We start from the raw sequence: 14,876 nt of genomic DNA on the forward strand, positions 1-14,876 counted from the left end.
ACCCGAGGGCGGTGATCGAGCTGTGGCCCGATGACCCGGGGCAGACCGTCGACGTCGAGGCGATCCGTGACATCGAGGACCGGATGGTGGCGTTGTTCGAGCGGATCGCCGCCGCGCGCGGTGCGCAGGTCAACGCCCGCGACATCGTGGCGGGCGCCGATGAGTCAGGCGAGGCGGCGAAGTGGTTGTACGCGTTGGCATCCCGACTTCCGATGGGGCAGGCCGACCGCTATGCGGTGCTGGCCGCCCCGACCGCAGCCGAGCGTGTCAGCGCGCTGTCCGAGGCCGTCGACACCGTGACCGCGATGGTGGAGTTCGAGCTGTCGGAGTAGCCGCGCCGCTCAGAGTTTCCGGCCGTCGAGGAACACGCTTCGCGTGATGTGGCCGTCCCGGTGATGGGGCAGCGCGCGGTGATACCGCTCCAACAGGTCGGCGGTGGTCGTGGAGGTCACCTCCCAACTCCGGGCGCACAACCAACAGAAATGGTCGGGGCCTTCGGCACGGGTCTCGACGCCGACCCTGCTGCCACGGGCGCTGTGCAGGTCGATTCTGTCGAGGAGGTGTTCCTGGAGGTCGGCGGACAGGCCCGGCAGCAGACCCTCGACCGCCCACACCGTCGGCTCGTCGGCGTCGAAGCCGGCCGCGGTCAGCGCTCGCGGCCAGTCGTCGCGAACGTCGGCAGGCACCGGTACCCGCCGGGCCGCGGGTTCGGCGCCGGACTGCGTGAGGACGCGCTGCTTGAATTCCAGCAGTTCGGGCTCCTCGACGTCATAGATGACGGTGTCGCCGAGCCAGGGCAACCGCCACGCACGCGCGTCGAGACCGGAGCCCAGGATCACCACCTGGGACACCCCCGCCGAGCTTGCCGCGAGGAAGAAGTCGTCGAACCACTTGGTCCGTGCCGCAACGTAATTCGCGATATGCGAGTCCGCCTCGCCGGGGCCGCCGGCGCCGACGAACAGCCGGGAGAAGGGATCGGTGAACAGCGGACGCTCCGAGGCCGCCTCCTGCGCGCGGGCCTTCGCGACGCGCAGCGGCGTCAGCCCGGCATCGACCGCGCCGGGGTCACCGTCCAGGATCGTCATGGCCGCCGAGTTCCCGTTCGGCGGCGAATTCATGCATCTCGTCCCTGGTCAGCAGATCGTCACGGATGTTCTGCTCCCGGTAGGCCAGTTGGCCCACCCGGTTCGCGATCACCGGTGCGGTGATCAGGGTGAACATGCCGGTCAGGATCAGCATGCCGATGTCGATGTTGCCACGCAGGCGGATGGCGGCACCGGCCAGCACCAGCAGCAGGCCGAGCACCTGTGGCTTGGTGGCCGCGTGCATCCGCGAAAGCGTGTCGGGGAATCGGACGACGCCCACCGCCGCGGTCAGCGCCAAGGCGGAACCACCGAGGATCAACACGGCGACGACGATGTCGGAGATGGTCATCGTGCCGGCCCCTTGTCCGCCGGATCGGCGACGTCCGGCACGCGGAACCGCGCGACGCTCACCGAGCCGACGAACGTGATCAGCGCCAGCGCCGTCAAGCTGTAGGTGACCGTGGTGTCGAGGCTGAACGCCGCCCAGGTGCCGATGGCGCACATGGTCACCGCGACCAGAGTGTCCAGCGCGACCAGTCGGTCGAGTGTGGTCGGGCCGAGCAGCATGCGGCACATGGTGGTGAGCGCCGCCAGCGACAGCATCGTCCCGGCCGCGATCCAGACGTACATCATGCGGAATCGACCTCCTTGTCCGCCGAGGGTCGCCAGTCCGCCTCGCGCTCGAACGACGCCACCAGCAGCTTCTGCAGTTTGTCGACCTGGTGATAGAACCGGTTCACGGTGCGGTCGGATCCGACGTCCAGGACGTGGACGTAGATCAGGCGGCGGGACTGGTCGATCTCGAGCACGATGTTGCCCGGTGTCAGGTTCAGGATGTTGACCGCCAGTGCCAGCACCAGATCGGACTTGACGTGAAGGTGCGCGCGCAGCACCGCGGTGAGCGGCGGTGGCCCCGGTTTGACGGCCAGGGCCGCCACCTGAAAGGACGAGACCACCAACCAGCCGGCCACGGTGGCGACGAGTCGCAGCACCGACAGCGGATGGAACCGGCCCTCCACGGGGACCGGAGGCAGCGGCAGCAGCAGTGTGATGACGAGCGCGACCGCCAGGCCGGACACCACGTTCGCTGCGGAGATGTTGCCCCACAACAGAAGCCACACCAGCACGAGCCAGAGCACGATCCAGACGCGCAGGGTCAGAGTTCTCATGGTCGGCCCCCGAGGACCGCCCCGATGTACTGGGCGCGATCGATCACCTCGTGGGCGGCGCGGTCGCTGTAGGAGAAGATCGGGCCCGCCAGGATCGTGAGCATCAGGCCGACGCCGATGAGCGCACCGGTGGGTGCCAGCATGCCGACGGGCATCCTGCCCACATCGTCCCGGTCGGCCAGTTCGATGTCCATGGTTTCGTCGGTGTTGTCCAGCAGAGCCGCCGGGGCGGGACCCGACAGGTGCCCTTCGGGGGCGTCCTTCCTGGACCGCCAGAACGCCTTGGTCCACACCCGCGCCACCACGTAGAGCGTCAGCAGGCTCGTCGCGACGCTACCCGCCACCAGGATCCACGCCAGCACGGACCCGGATTCGGCACCGGCTTCCAGCAGTGCCACCTTCCCGATGAATCCCGAGAACGGCGGAATGCCACCGAGGTTGAGCGCGGGGACGACGAAGACGAACGCCAGCAGCGGACTGGCCGCGGCCAGTCCGCCGAGACGCTCCAGCGTGGACGCGCCGGCTTGCCGCTCGATCAGGCCGACGACGAGGAACAGGGTGGTCTGCACCAGGATGTGGTGCGCGACGTAGTAGATCGCCCCTGCCATTCCCAGATGGGTCGACAACGCGATCCCGAACACCATGTAGCCGATGTGACTGACCAACGTGAACGACAGCAGGCGCTTGATGTCGCTCTGGGCGATCGCACCGAAGATGCCGATGATCATCGTCAGCAGACCGGCCACCAGCAGGATGCGGTCCATCCCGCCGCCGGGGAACAGCAGTGAATGGGCGCGGATGATCGCGTAGACGCCGACCTTGGTGAGCAGGCCGGCGAACACCGCGGTGACGGGCGCCGGCGCGGTGGGATACGAGTCGGGCAGCCACGCCGACAGCGGGAAGACGGCAGCCTTGATGCCGAACGCGACCAGCAGCACCGCGAACAGCGCCATCCGGGTACCTTCGGGCACGTCGTCCAGGCGGACCGCGATCTCGGCGAGGTTCAGGGTGCCGGTGGTGGCGTACACCAGCGCGATGCCGAAGAGGAACACCAACGACGACACCATCGACACCATCACGTACGAGATGCCCGCACGGACCCGTTCCTTGCTGGCGCCGATGGTCAGCAGCACGAAGCTCGCGGTGAGGAGCACCTCGAAGCCGACGAACAGGTTGAACAGGTCTCCGGCGAGGAACGCCATGAACACCCCGGCCGACAGCACCAGGTAGGTCGGCAGAAAGATCGAAACCGGCTGCCGCTCATCGCCGTCCCGGATGCCCTGCCCGATGGCGTAGAACACCACGGCGAGCAGCACGATCGACGACACGACGAGCATCAACGCCGACAACCGGTCGACCACCAGCGTCACGCCGAGCGGCCCCAGGCCGGGTTCGGTCGGTCCCCAACCGCCGACCTGCAGCGCGATCGTGCCGTCGCGGTCGGCCAGATACAGCAACGCGGCCGACACCGCGACGACCGCCGACAGCGCGAGAACCACGATCGCGCGTTGGAGGCGCGGTCGGCGCCCGGCGATCAGCGTGGCCGCCGCCGCCAGCATCGGGACGAGGACGGGCAGTGGTGTGAGCACCGACGCGTAGTGGGCCTCGATCATCGCGACCCCTCGTAGCCGGGCAGTGCGTCGAGCTCGTCGGGCAGGTCGGTGTCGCGGGAAAGGTTCGGCACCAGACGGTCCTCGATTTCGTCGTCCTCCTTGCCGGACAGCTGGGACACCCGGGTGTCCTCGGGGTCGTTGCTGACCTCTTCGATGGTGTTGATCCGGTACGACCGGTAGGTCAGCGCAAGCACGAAGGCCGCCACCCCCATCGTGATCACGATCGCGGTCAGGATCATGCCCTGCGCCAACGGGTCTGCGGTCGTCGTCTCCGCGCCGCTGGTGCGTCCGCGCACCGGCGGGTTGCCCGACGGCCCGCCGGCGTTGAGCAGCAGCAGGTTGATCGCATTGCTGATCAGCAGCAGACCCAACAACATCCGGGTGAGGTTGCGTTCCAGCAGCAGATACACCCCGGCGCTGGTGAGAACCCCGACCAGGATGAGCGGTACAAGAAAGGTGGTCATCGCTGCCTCACCGTCCGGCCGGTCTGCTGGCGCAGCTGCTCGCTCATCTCGACGTCGATGCGGGCGCCGAGGCTGCGCAGCACGTCGAGCACCAGACCGACCACGATCAGATACACGCCCAGGTCGAAGAACAGTGCCGTGACGAACTTGACCGTTCCCAGCACGGGCAGCTCGAACTCGATCACCGCCGAAGACAGAACGGGGGCGCCGAGCAGCAGTGACGCCGCGGCGGTTCCCGCCGACAGCGCCAGACCCGCACCCAGGATCTTGCCCGCGTCCAGCGGCAGCGTCTCCCCGAGCTCGTAACGTCCGCCCGCCAGATACCGCAGCACCAGCGCCAGCCCCGCCATCAGGCCGCCGGCGAACCCGCCGCCGGGGACGTTGTGGCCGGCGAAGAAGAAGTACGCCGACAGCACCATCATCACGGGGAAGATCAACCGGGTGGCGACTTCCAGGACCAGCGACCGGTGCCGCGGGTCGCGCAGTTCGCTGCCGCGCAGCCAGGTGATGTCACCGGCGGCGGGACTGTTGTTGAAGGAAGCAGGCAGCTGGCCGATGTCGGGTTGACCGGCGTCGGAGACGCGCGGCGCGGCGCCGAACCGCCTGCTGCGGAACACCATCGACGCGACACCGGTGGCAGCGACGAGGAGCACCGACACCTCGCCCATGGTGTCCCAGGCGCGGATGTCCACCAGGATCACGTTGACGGTGTTCGACCCGTGCCCGATCGCATACGCGGCGTCGGGGAGCAGCTCTGCGATGGGCCGGCCGGTGCGCGCCGCCATCGCGAACGCCGCGAGCGTCGCCACCGCCACGCCGACCGCCGCTGCGAGCGCGGCCCGCGGAAGCCGGAAGCGGGTGTTCTCGGCGCGGCTCGTCTCGGCAGGCAGCGTGCGCAGGACGAGGACGAAGGCGACCAACGTCAACGTCTCGACCAGGAACTGGGTCAGCGCGAGATCCGGTGCGCCGTGGAACGCGAAGATCGCACCGCAGCCGTAACCGGTGACGCCGACCAGCAGCACCGCGGCGAGACGGTTACGCATCACCACGGCCGCGAGAGCCGCGGCGACCATCAGCACTCCGACCACCACCTGCGGTTGGGAGTCCCACAACTGGAAGTGCGGCCGGTCGCGGGCGCCCAGGCCCAGCACGGCGAGCGGGAGCACCACCAGTGTGATGAGGATGAACGACTGGGTCTGGGGCAGCGATCCGCGTTGGGTCAGCGCGGTCAACCGCACCGAGAGCAGGTCGGCGCCGCGGATGACCGCGTCATAGATGCGGTCGGCGTTACCGAACGTCAGGAATGCCACCCGGGCCCGCCGCAGCCGTCCCCGCGCCGCGTACACCGCGATACCGACGGCCAGCACCAGCACCGACAGCAGCAGCGGCAGGTTCACCCCGTGCCACAGCGCGAGGTGGTACTCGCCGGTGTAACCCCGCGGGTCCGGCACGGTTTCGCTGTAGTTGCCCAGCACACGGTCAAGGGGCTTGGGCCACAGGCCGAACACCAGCCCGGCCGCGGCGAGGATCGCGGGCGGGATCAGGAAGCCGGGACCCGGACGGTGCATCTCGGTGACCCGGGTGCTGGGGTGGGGAAGACCTTTGCGTCCGAACGCGCCGAACACGAACCGCAGGGTGTAGACGGTGGTCAGCACGGAGCCCAACACGACGCCGGCGAGCACGAACGGCGACGCAGCCCCCAGATACGGGCTGTGCAGCACCGTCTCGAAGTCGGCCTCCTTGGCGACGAACCCGAAGAACGGCGGCAACGCCGCCATGCTCGCGGCCGCCGCGCACCCGATGATCAGCAACGGTTTGTTGCGGTCGCCCAGCCAGGCCAGCCTGCGGATGTCCCGGGTGCCGGTGGCGTGGTCGATGATGCCGACGACCATGAACAGCGCGGCTTTGAACATCGCGTGCGCGCACAGCAGCGCCAGCCCGGCCAGCATCATCTCGCTGCCGCCGACGCCGACCATGATGGTGATGAAGCCCAGCTGGCTGACCGTGCCGAAGGCCAGAATGAGCTTCAGGTCGTACTCGCGGATGGCCCGCCAGCCGGCCATGAGCATCGTGATCAGTCCGAGGGTGACGACCGTGGGCCGCCATACGGGGCTGTCGGCGAAACCGGGTGTCATCCGCGCGATGAGGTAGACGCCGGCTTTCACCATCGCGGCGGCGTGCAGGTACGCGCTGACCGGGGTCGGTGCGGCCATGGCGCCCGGCAACCAGAAGTGCATGGGCACGATCGCCGACTTCGACAGCGCGCCGATCAGGATCAGCACCACCGCCACCGACGCGGCCGGCCCGGTCGGTGGGTTCGCGATCAGCTCCGACAGCAGGAAGGTGCCCGCGATGTTCCCGATGACGACGACGCCGACCAGCATCGCCAGCCCGCCGAACGTCGTCACCAGCAGCGCCTGCATGGCCGCCCGGCGGCTCGTCGCCCGTTCGGCGTAGTGCCCGACCAACAGGAACGACAGGACCGTCGTGATCTCCCAGAACACGTAGAGCACCAACATGTTGTCGCTGGTGACCAGGCCGAACATGGCGCCGGAGAACGCCACCAGTTCGGCGGCGAAACTCGGCAGTCGCTTCTCCTTGCGACCGTCGTGATGGTGGAAGTAGTCGGCGCAATAGAAGAGCACGAGCGCGCCGATCGCCAGGACCAGCACACTCATCACAGCGGCCAGCGCGTCGAACCGGAGCGTGATGTCCATCGACAGGTTGGGCACCCAGGCCACGTCGACCGTGTGGGAGCGACCCTTCGCCGGCCAGTTCAGTACCACCCAGACCAGGGACGCGAGCGGCACGAGCGCCAGCGGACAGAACGCCATCCGACCCCATCGGTACACAAGAAGGGGCGCCAGCAAGGTGGCGGCTGCATGGGCAGCGAGGATGGCGAGCATGGCTCCGTCTCGTCGTGGGCGGCACGCTGTCGGGCGGGCTTACCGTCGGGCAGGTGGACAAAAGGTGGTCAGCCGTACTGACTCTGGAGTCATCCCAGTCTACGGGTGCCCCGCACCATTGCTTTGATGTGCTCCTCAACACCGGACGCGGACACGAAGAGCAGTTCGTCACCGGCGTGCAGAACCTCGTGAGGCTCTGGGACGATCAGGCGGTTTCCACGGGTCAGCGTGACGAGCGCGCTGTCCTCGGGCATCGGCAGGTCGCACACGCGCTGCGCCACCAGCGGGCTGTCGTCGGGCAGGGTGATCTTCGCGACATTCGTGGCGCGCTGTCCGAGATCGCCGCGGGAGTCCTTGCCGAGCGCCATCAACCGGATGAGGTGGCCGACGTCGATGGCGCCTTCGATCGCGGCGACCAGCGCCAGCGGTGTCGACACCGCCACGTCGACACCCCACGCCTCGGTGAACAGCCATTCGTTGCGGGCGTCGTTGATCCGGGCGACCACCCGGTCGATGCCGAACTCTGACTTCGCGAGCAACGCCATCGCGAGGTTGGCCTTGTCGTCTCCGGTGGCGGCGATCGCGACGTCGCAGATCTGCATCTCGGCCTCCTCCAGCGAGGCGACCTCACATGCGTCCGCCCACAACCATTCGGCGCCCGGCACGGTGGCGGGCTCGTAGCGGCCGAACTCCTTCTCGATGAGCAGGACCTTGTGGCCGTAGTCGACCAGCTCCTGCGCGACGGACCGGCCGACCGCACCCGCACCCGCGATGGCGATCCGCATCGAGTCTCCTTTTGCCCGGCCGGGCAACTACTGTCCTGATTTACTTTGTCCGGTGACACTGCACCAGCTCTACGTGGCGCTGCTCATCGGGGGTCTCGTGCTCCTGGCGAGCATCGCCGCGACGAGGCTGGCCACCGGAGTCGGCCTTCCCAGCCTATTGCTGTTCCTCGGTGTCGGCGTGCTTGTCGGCGAGGACGGGCTGGGTCTGCAGTTCGACAATGCGCAGTTGGCGCAGGATCTGGGTACGGCCGCGCTGGCGGTGATCCTGGTCGAGGGCGGCCTGACGACGCGCTTCGGCGACATCCGGAAGGTGCTCGCGCCGGCCGGCGTGCTGGCGACCGTCGGCGTCGCGGTGAGCACGCTGGCCACCGCGACCGCCGTGCACTGGCTCCTCGGGATGGACTGGCAGCTGGCCCTGTTGCTGGGGGCGGTGGTCTCCAGTACCGATGCCGCGGCGGTGTTCTCGGTGCTCCGGGTGGTTCCGCTGCCCCGGCGGCTGAGCGGTCTGCTGGAGGCCGAGTCGGGTTTCAACGACGCCCCCGCGGTGATCCTGGTGGTGCTGTTCAGCACCACACCCCTGGACCTGAACCCGCTGACCGTCGCGGGCACGCTGGTCTACCAGCTGGCGATCGGCACCGTGCTCGGTCTCGGATGCGGCGTGCTGGGGGCGATGGCGTTGCGGCGCATCGCCCTTCCCGCTGCCGGGTTGTATCCGCTGGCGACGTTCGGGCTGGGCATGCTCGCGTTCGCCGCGGCCGGCACGGCGCAGGGCAGCGGATTCCTGGCCGCGTACCTGGCCGGCGTGGTGCTCGCGAACTCCGGTCTGCCGCACCGTTCGGCGACGCGGTCGTTCGCCGAGGGCGCGGGGTGGCTGGCCCAGATCGGGGTGTTCGTCATCCTCGGTCTGCTGGTGTCGCCGGACGAGCTGCTCGACGAGGTGGTGCCCGCGATCGTCGCGGGCCTGGTGCTCCTGCTGTTGGCGCGGCCGCTCTCGGTGCTGGTGTCGCTCATCGGTTTTCGCGTGCGGCTGCGCGAGCAGATGTTCCTGTCGTGGGCCGGACTGCGCGGTGCCGTCCCGATCGTGCTGTGCACGTATCCGATCGTGGCCGGGGTGCCCGACAGCTGGCGCCTGCTCAACATCGTCTTCATCCTGGTGGTGCTGTTCACCGTGATCCAGGGGCCGAGCCTGCGGCTGGTCGCCGAATGGCTGAACCTGATCCCGCGCGACAGCACCCGCGAGATCCAGGTCGACGCCGCGCCATTGGACGTGCTGGGCGCCGAGCTGTTGACGATGACGGTGTCACCCGGATCGCGGCTGCACAACGTGACGGTGCTCGAGTTGAGGCTGCCCGACCCGAGCGTCATCACGCTCATCATCCGGTCGGGCCAGCCGTTCGTCCCGCAGCCGGTGACGCGCCTGCGGGTCGGTGACGAACTGTTGATCGTGACGACGTCGGTGACGCGGGATCTGGCCGAGCGGCGGCTCCGTGCGGTCAGCCGCCGCGGCAAGCTCGCGTACTGGTTCGACGAGTACGGCGACCCGGCCTAGCGATCCCCCCGCCGAAATTGCATTCCAGCAGGGCCGTACTCGCTTTTTCGCTGCTGGAATGCAATTTCGGCGCAGGTGGGGAACGCGTATTTGATCGGCAGCGCGTGGCCGAGGACGCCGATGCCCGCGCCGAGGATCGGCCAGACCGGCCAGAAGTACCAGGAGCCCCCGGACAACCCGACGGCCAGCCACACCGTGAGCACGATGAGGACCATCGCCAGATACCCGGCCAGATGCAGGTGGACGCTGCGGCGGGCCGCCGCGCGGCGGGCCGCGTGACGACGGGGGTCCTTGCGGCGCAACTCGGCCACCGGCAGGTCGGCGGTGAGCTGCCGCAGGTCGGGGGTGGTGTGTGCGTCGTACACCGCCTGCAGGCGGTTCTCGTACTCGACCATGTCGAGGTAGCCCTGTGCCAGCGCCTGGCCGAGCAGGTGGGCGGTCATGTCGCGGTCGCGGTCACCGGCGCGCACTGTGGATGTGACGGTGGCGTTCATGAAAACTCCCCAAATCTTGACGACGACTAGTTTGACGATGCCATCAGAACTAGTCAGTGTCAAGATCTGTCTTGGTCGGGCTCCGGCGTCGTCTGCGGTCGATCCCATTCCTCAAAAGTCACACCTATCTGCGTAATGCAGAGAAAGTGCGAGTAGAGCTCTGCAAAAGGCGCATAAGTGGGACAGGTGAGGCATCTCGCCCGGTGGGCTCGCTGGGATGCGCGGGCCCGATCGCTCAGCGCGATTGCGCGAAGGCCCGCAACGACTCGACCTGCACGGGGTCGAGCGACGGCCGCACGCTCTCGCGGGCCGCGGCGACGTCGGCCGCGGTCACATCGGCCGCGTCGATCGAGCGGCGCATCGCGGTCAGCGCGGCCTCCCGCAGCAGCGCCACACAGTCCGCGGCGCTGTATCCGTCGAGCTCGGCCGCCAACGTCGCCAGGTCGACGTCGCCGGCCAGCGGCACGGATTTGCCTGCGGTCTCGAGGATCTGGGTGCGGGCTTCGGCGTCCGGGGGCTCGACGAACACCAGCTTCTCCAGCCGGCCGGGCCGAAGCAACGCCGGATCGATCAGGTCCGGCCGGTTGGTCGCCCCGAGCACCACCACGTCGCGCAGCGGCTCGATGCCGTCGAGCTCGGTCAGCATCGCGGCCACCACACGGTCGGTGACACCGGAGTCGAAGCTCTGGCCGCGGCGCGGAGCCAGCGCGTCGATCTCGTCGAGGAACACCAGCGACGGCGCCGAGTCGCGGGCCCGCTGAAACAGCTCACGCACCGCCTTCTCCGACGAGCCGACCCACTTGTCCATCAGCTCAGCGCCTTTCACGGCGTGCACACTGAGCCGGCCGGAGCTCGCGAGCGCCCTGACCACGAATGTCTTGCCGCACCCGGGCGGCCCGTACAGCAGCACCCCGCGGGGCGGCTGAACCCCGAGCCGCTGGAACGTCTCCGGATGCTGCAGCGGCCACAACACCGCCTCGGTCAGCGCCTGCTTGGTGTCGGCCATGTCGCCGACGTCGTCGAGGGTGACCGAGCCGACCGACACCTCCTCGGTGGCCGAGCGCGACAGCGGCCGGATCACGCCGAGCGCACCGATCAGATCGTCCTGTTGCAGGGCAGGCGTCTCACCGGTCTCGCTGGCCCGCGACGCGGCCCGCAGCGCGGCCTCGCGCACCAGGGCGGCGAGATCGGCGACCACGAATCCCGGTGTGCGTTCCGCGATCTCGTCGAGTTCGAGGCCCGTCGCCGGGACGTCGCGCAGCAGGACCTCGAGCAGCTGTGCGCGCACCGCGCCGTCGGGCAGGGTCACGCCGAGTTCGCGGTCGCACAGGTCCGGCGCGCGCAGCCGAGGATCGACGTTGTCCGGCAGAGCCGTGGTGGCCACGAACGCGACACCTCTGGTCGCCACCGCGGAGCGCAGCTCGGTCAGGATCAGCGTGGCCACCGGATCGGCGGGAACCGGGAGCAGCGCGTCGACGTCGGTGACGAGCAGCACGCCGCCGCCGTCTCGGACAGCGGCGACCGCCGAGGACACCTTCGCCAGCCGGTCCTCGGCGCGCAGCGAGCCGACCTCGGGCCCGTCGAGTTCGATCAGCCGCCGGCCCGCGCACACCGCACGCACCAGGGTGGCCTTGCCCACCCCGGCCGGGCCCGACACCAGTACCCCGAGATTAGCTGTGGCGCCCAGCTTTTCGAGAAGTTCGGGTTGATCGAGGGCGAGTTTGAGCCACTCGGTCAGGCGGCCCGCCTGCGCATGCGAGCCCTTCAGGTCGTCGAAGCCGACCGCGGGTGTCTCGGACTGCTCCGACTCGGTCACCACGTGCCGGCCGGTGCCGGCAGCCGGGGTGGGCGATGCCGACTCACCCCAGTCGACCAGTGAATTGGGTTGCACGCTGACGGGTCCGGCCGGGTCGACGGACGTCACGGTCAACAGCTCAGAGGTCCAGGTGATCCCGACCGACGACGCCAGCGCCGCGCTGGCCTGCGACGACGAGGTGCCCGGCCCGAGATCGCGCGGCAACAGGGAGACGGTGTCGCCGACGGTCATCACCTTGCCGAGCAGGGCCTGTCGGAGCGTGGCGGGCGACACCGACCGGGTGGCCAGCTTCGAGCCGCTCAGCGTGACGTAGCGGGCGCCGTACACGGTGACCGGAGCGACGAGCACCGGCGTGTCCTCCCGCAGGCCGGCGTTGGACAGCGTCACGTCGTCGAGCAGCGCGGTGCCCGTCGGCGTGCCCGCCGGGGCGACGCCGACCACCGCGGCGGTGCTGCGGGTACCGGTCAGCGAGACCGCATCCCACTCCCGGATGCCCAGTGCGGCAATGGCTTCGGGGTGGAGCCGGACCACGCCGCGGCGGGAGTCCAGGGCCGATGTGTTCAGCCTCGCGGTCAGCGTCAGGTGTGCGCGGGTCGGATGGTCCTGGGCGGACTGGTGCAGTTCGGACACGTCACCCTCTCGGTGGCCTGCGCAGGCCCAGGCGCAGCATCGAGCGCCGGTGCGGTTGGGTCCGCCGGATCGCACGGCGTGCCGCGCGCTGCTGGCGGGGCTTGTCGTCCCACACCTCCGGGTGCGCCGCGAGGAACCGGCGGGTGCGGATCGCGAACGGGATGTGCAGGAAGTAGGCCACGATGATCACCAGGATCACCACGTAGCCGTACAGGATCGAGGCCGCCACCCCGATGGCCAGCAGCGCCAGCAGTGGCGCCACCATGTTGGGCGGCACCGAGAACGTGTGGATCTTGCGCATCGGCAGCGTGCTGACCACGAGCAGCGAGACGCCGATCATCCAGATGACGACCGCCGGCTCGGACGTCCACCAGCCGTCGCCGAACTGCATCTTGGCCGCCAGCGGGCCGATCGCCCCGATCGCCCCGGCCGGTGCGGGCATGCCGACGAAGTACTTCTTCTCGTAGGCGGGTTGGTCGACGTCGAGCATCGCGTTGAAGCGGGCCAGCCGCAACACGATGCACACCGCGTACAGCAGCACCACGATCCAGCCGATCCGCGACGTCGACAGCAGGGTGCCGTACACGATGAAAGCCGGTGCGACGCCGAAGTTCACCGCGTCCGCCAGCGAGTCGATCTCCTCGCCCATCCGCGACGTGGCCTTCAGCGCGCGGGCGGTGCGGCCGTCCAGCGCGTCGAGGATCGCCGCGATCGCCAGGAAGGCCATCGCCTCGGTCGGCCGGTTGTCGAGCGCGAATTTCACCGCGCTCAGCCCGAGACAGATCGCGGCGACGGTCATCGCGCTGGGCAGGATGCGCACGCTGACGACCGACTTCGTGATCCGCGGCCTCATCGGGGCAGCTCGGCCAGGACGGTTTCGCCGGCCAGCGTCCGCTGCCCGACGGTGACCAGGATCGTCGACCCGGCCGGCAGGTAGGTGTCCAGCCGCGAGCCGTAGCGGATCAGGCCGTAGGTGTCGCCGAGGCCGACCTTGTCGCCGGGCTTGACGTCGCACACGATGCGCCGGGCGATCAGCCCTGCGATCTGTACGGCGATCACCTCGTCGCCCTCCGGGCTGCGGATCACCACGCTGTTGCGCTCGTTGTCCGCGCTCGCCGCGGCGAGGTCGGCCGAGCCGAACAGACCCGGGCGGTGGGTGACGCTGACGACCTCGCCGCCGAGCGGGGCGCGCTGCACGTGTGCGTCCAGCACCGAGAGGAAGATGCTGATCCGCGGCAAAGGCGTTGCGGGCAGCCCCAGTTCACTCGGCGGCGCGACCTCCTCGATCAGGCAGACGAGCCCGTCGGCGGGGGCGACGACCACACCGGGCCGGGTCGGAGGGGTGCGCGGCGGGTGCCGGAAGAACGCGGCGTTGGCCGCGGCGGACATCAGCCCGGCGCGGCGGAGCCAGCGGCTCCTGCGGCCGGCCAGCGCGACGGCCATGCTGGCGCCCACGAACGGCAGGCCGGCGGGGTGCATCGGAGGGACGGAGGTGCGAACCAGGGCCGCCAGGCGCGCTGGTCCTGTCTTGAGGTCGGGGCGTCTGGCCATCGTGGCCGCGATTCTACGGTCCCGGGGGCTATCGCAGGTCCCACACCTGCACGCGGGCTCCGGCGGCGACCTCGGCGGTGTCCTCGTCGAGTTCCAGCAGGCAGTTCGCCGAGGCCAGCCAGCGCAGGTGGTGCGACGCCGGAGGTCCGTAGCTGGTGACGGTGCCGCCGGCCGGGTCGAAGACGCCACGCCGGAACTGCCGCTTGCCCCGGGGCGAGACCAGGTCCTCGGTCAACACCGCGGCCCGGCGGGGCCGTTCGACATCGGGCAGACCCATCGCCGCCCGCAGCGCCGGGCGCACGAACACCTCGAACGACACCAGCGCGCTGACCGGGTTGCCCGGCAGTGTGATCGCCGGGACGCCGTGCACCGTGCCCGCGCCCTGGGGCATGCCCGGCTGCATCGCGACCTTGGTGAACTCGACACCACCCTGGGTCAGCGCGTCCTTGACCACCTCGTAGGCGCCGGCGCTGACCCCGCCGGTGGTGATGATCAGGTCGGCGTCACCGGCGTGGCTTTTCAGCAGGTCCCGGAACGCGTCGACGTCGTCCCCGGTCATCGGCGAGGCCACCACCTCACCTCCGGCCTCACGCACGGCGGCGGACAGCATCACCCCGTTGGATTCGTAGATCTGCCCGGGCTGCAGCGGACGGCCCGCGGCGACCAGTTCGGTACCGGTGGACACCACCAGCACCCGCTGGCGCGGCGTCACCCGCAGCTCACCCAGGCCCAGCGCGGCGGCCAGGCCCAGCACGGCAGGGGTGACCACCTGGCCGGCCCGCAGCACCGTCGTTCCGGCGGTGACGTCCCCACC

The 14,876-nt window shown here is 69.6% G+C and carries 14 protein-coding genes and 1 pseudogene; 2 read left to right on the forward strand and 13 right to left on the reverse strand.

What is annotated here, in order from left to right; genetic code table 11:
• Window positions 1-332: pseudogene (locus ASJ79_RS05135) on the forward strand (ATP-dependent protease); the annotation flags it as partial.
• 9 nt (window positions 333-341) lie between these two features.
• Here ASJ79_RS05135 and ASJ79_RS05140 read toward each other — a convergent pair.
• The 8 genes from ASJ79_RS05140 to ASJ79_RS05175 form a co-directional block, all read right to left on the reverse strand.
• Window positions 342-1,085 carry an SAM-dependent methyltransferase gene (locus ASJ79_RS05140; protein WP_067953663.1) on the reverse strand — a complete coding sequence of 248 codons (744 nt, stop codon included), beginning with the start codon at window positions 1,083-1,085 and terminating at the stop codon, window positions 342-344.
• A complete protein-coding gene (mnhG, locus tag ASJ79_RS05145; RefSeq protein WP_067953664.1) occupies window positions 1,066-1,434 on the reverse strand; it encodes a monovalent cation/H(+) antiporter subunit G in 369 nt (122 codons plus the stop codon). The genes ASJ79_RS05140 and mnhG overlap by 20 nt, the downstream gene beginning before the upstream one ends.
• On the reverse strand, window positions 1,431-1,718 hold the full coding sequence (locus ASJ79_RS05150; protein ID WP_067953665.1) for a monovalent cation/H+ antiporter complex subunit F: 288 nt from the start codon (window positions 1,716-1,718) through the stop codon (window positions 1,431-1,433). Before ASJ79_RS05150 ends, mnhG begins: the two co-directional genes overlap by 4 nt.
• A complete protein-coding gene (locus ASJ79_RS05155; protein WP_067953666.1) occupies window positions 1,715-2,254 on the reverse strand; it encodes a Na+/H+ antiporter subunit E in 540 nt (179 codons plus the stop codon). The genes ASJ79_RS05150 and ASJ79_RS05155 overlap by 4 nt, the downstream gene beginning before the upstream one ends.
• Window positions 2,251-3,867: a Na+/H+ antiporter subunit D gene (locus ASJ79_RS05160; RefSeq protein ID WP_067953667.1), complete on the reverse strand. Its 1,617-nt coding sequence runs from the start codon at window positions 3,865-3,867 to the stop codon at window positions 2,251-2,253. Before ASJ79_RS05160 ends, ASJ79_RS05155 begins: the two co-directional genes overlap by 4 nt.
• On the reverse strand, window positions 3,864-4,331 hold the full coding sequence (locus tag ASJ79_RS05165) for a Na(+)/H(+) antiporter subunit C (protein ID WP_067953668.1): 468 nt from the start codon (window positions 4,329-4,331) through the stop codon (window positions 3,864-3,866). The genes ASJ79_RS05160 and ASJ79_RS05165 overlap by 4 nt, the downstream gene beginning before the upstream one ends.
• Window positions 4,328-7,237, reverse strand: a complete 2,910-nt coding sequence (locus tag ASJ79_RS05170) for a Na+/H+ antiporter subunit A (RefSeq protein WP_067953669.1) — start codon at window positions 7,235-7,237, stop codon at window positions 4,328-4,330. Before ASJ79_RS05170 ends, ASJ79_RS05165 begins: the two co-directional genes overlap by 4 nt.
• A gap of 89 nt (window positions 7,238-7,326) precedes the next feature.
• A complete protein-coding gene (locus ASJ79_RS05175; RefSeq protein WP_067953670.1) occupies window positions 7,327-8,022 on the reverse strand; it encodes a TrkA family potassium uptake protein in 696 nt (231 codons plus the stop codon).
• 52 nt (window positions 8,023-8,074) lie between these two features.
• Here ASJ79_RS05175 and ASJ79_RS05180 point away from each other — a divergent pair, with 52 nt between their 5' ends.
• Complete coding sequence (locus tag ASJ79_RS05180) at window positions 8,075-9,571, forward strand: potassium/proton antiporter (RefSeq protein WP_067953671.1); 1,497 nt, start codon at window positions 8,075-8,077, stop codon at window positions 9,569-9,571.
• Here the strand turns inward: ASJ79_RS05180 and ASJ79_RS05185 are convergent.
• The 5 genes from ASJ79_RS05185 to glp form a co-directional block, all read right to left on the reverse strand.
• A complete protein-coding gene (locus tag ASJ79_RS05185) occupies window positions 9,568-10,065 on the reverse strand; it encodes a DUF1707 domain-containing protein (RefSeq protein ID WP_067953672.1) in 498 nt (165 codons plus the stop codon). The two genes, ASJ79_RS05180 and ASJ79_RS05185, sit on opposite strands and share 4 nt — an antisense overlap.
• A 235-nt stretch (window positions 10,066-10,300) precedes the next feature.
• Window positions 10,301-12,502, reverse strand: a complete 2,202-nt coding sequence (locus ASJ79_RS05190) for an AAA family ATPase (RefSeq protein ID WP_156448283.1) — start codon at window positions 12,500-12,502, stop codon at window positions 10,301-10,303.
• 10 nt (window positions 12,503-12,512) lie between these two features.
• Entirely contained in the window at window positions 12,513-13,364 is an 852-nt protein-coding gene (locus ASJ79_RS05195) for a phosphatidylcholine/phosphatidylserine synthase (protein ID WP_067953674.1), read from the reverse strand.
• Complete coding sequence (locus tag ASJ79_RS05200) at window positions 13,361-14,062, reverse strand: phosphatidylserine decarboxylase (RefSeq protein WP_067953675.1); 702 nt, start codon at window positions 14,060-14,062, stop codon at window positions 13,361-13,363. The genes ASJ79_RS05195 and ASJ79_RS05200 overlap by 4 nt, the downstream gene beginning before the upstream one ends.
• 28 nt (window positions 14,063-14,090) lie before the next feature.
• A partial coding sequence (gene glp, locus ASJ79_RS05205) for a gephyrin-like molybdotransferase Glp (RefSeq protein WP_067953676.1) occupies window positions 14,091-14,876 on the reverse strand: 786 nt, incomplete at its 5' end.

It is taken from the genome of Mycobacterium sp. NAZ190054 (genome assembly GCF_001545925.1).
Classification (GTDB): Bacteria; Actinomycetota; Actinomycetes; order Mycobacteriales; family Mycobacteriaceae; genus Mycobacterium.

Bases quoted from the DNA above. Each gene is read 5' to 3' on its own strand.
- ASJ79_RS05150 (WP_067953665.1), bottom strand. From the start codon at position 1,718: ATGATGTACGTCTGGATCGCGGCCGGGACGATGCTGTCGCTGGCGGCG.
- ASJ79_RS05160 (WP_067953667.1), bottom strand. From the start codon at position 3,867: ATGATCGAGGCCCACTACGCGTCGGTGCTCACACCACTGCCCGTCCTC.
- ASJ79_RS05185 (WP_067953672.1), bottom strand. From the start codon at position 10,065: ATGAACGCCACCGTCACATCCACAGTGCGCGCCGGTGACCGCGACCGC.
- ASJ79_RS05140 (WP_067953663.1), bottom strand. From the start codon at position 1,085: ATGACGATCCTGGACGGTGACCCCGGCGCGGTCGATGCCGGGCTGACG.
- mnhG (WP_067953664.1), bottom strand. From the start codon at position 1,434: ATGACCATCTCCGACATCGTCGTCGCCGTGTTGATCCTCGGTGGTTCC.
- ASJ79_RS05155 (WP_067953666.1), bottom strand. From the start codon at position 2,254: ATGAGAACTCTGACCCTGCGCGTCTGGATCGTGCTCTGGCTCGTGCTG.
- ASJ79_RS05195 (WP_067953674.1), bottom strand. From the start codon at position 13,364: ATGAGGCCGCGGATCACGAAGTCGGTCGTCAGCGTGCGCATCCTGCCC.
- ASJ79_RS05170 (WP_067953669.1), bottom strand. From the start codon at position 7,237: ATGCTCGCCATCCTCGCTGCCCATGCAGCCGCCACCTTGCTGGCGCCC.
- ASJ79_RS05175 (WP_067953670.1), bottom strand. From the start codon at position 8,022: ATGCGGATCGCCATCGCGGGTGCGGGTGCGGTCGGCCGGTCCGTCGCG.
- ASJ79_RS05165 (WP_067953668.1), bottom strand. From the start codon at position 4,331: ATGACCACCTTTCTTGTACCGCTCATCCTGGTCGGGGTTCTCACCAGC.
- ASJ79_RS05200 (WP_067953675.1), bottom strand. From the start codon at position 14,062: ATGGCCAGACGCCCCGACCTCAAGACAGGACCAGCGCGCCTGGCGGCC.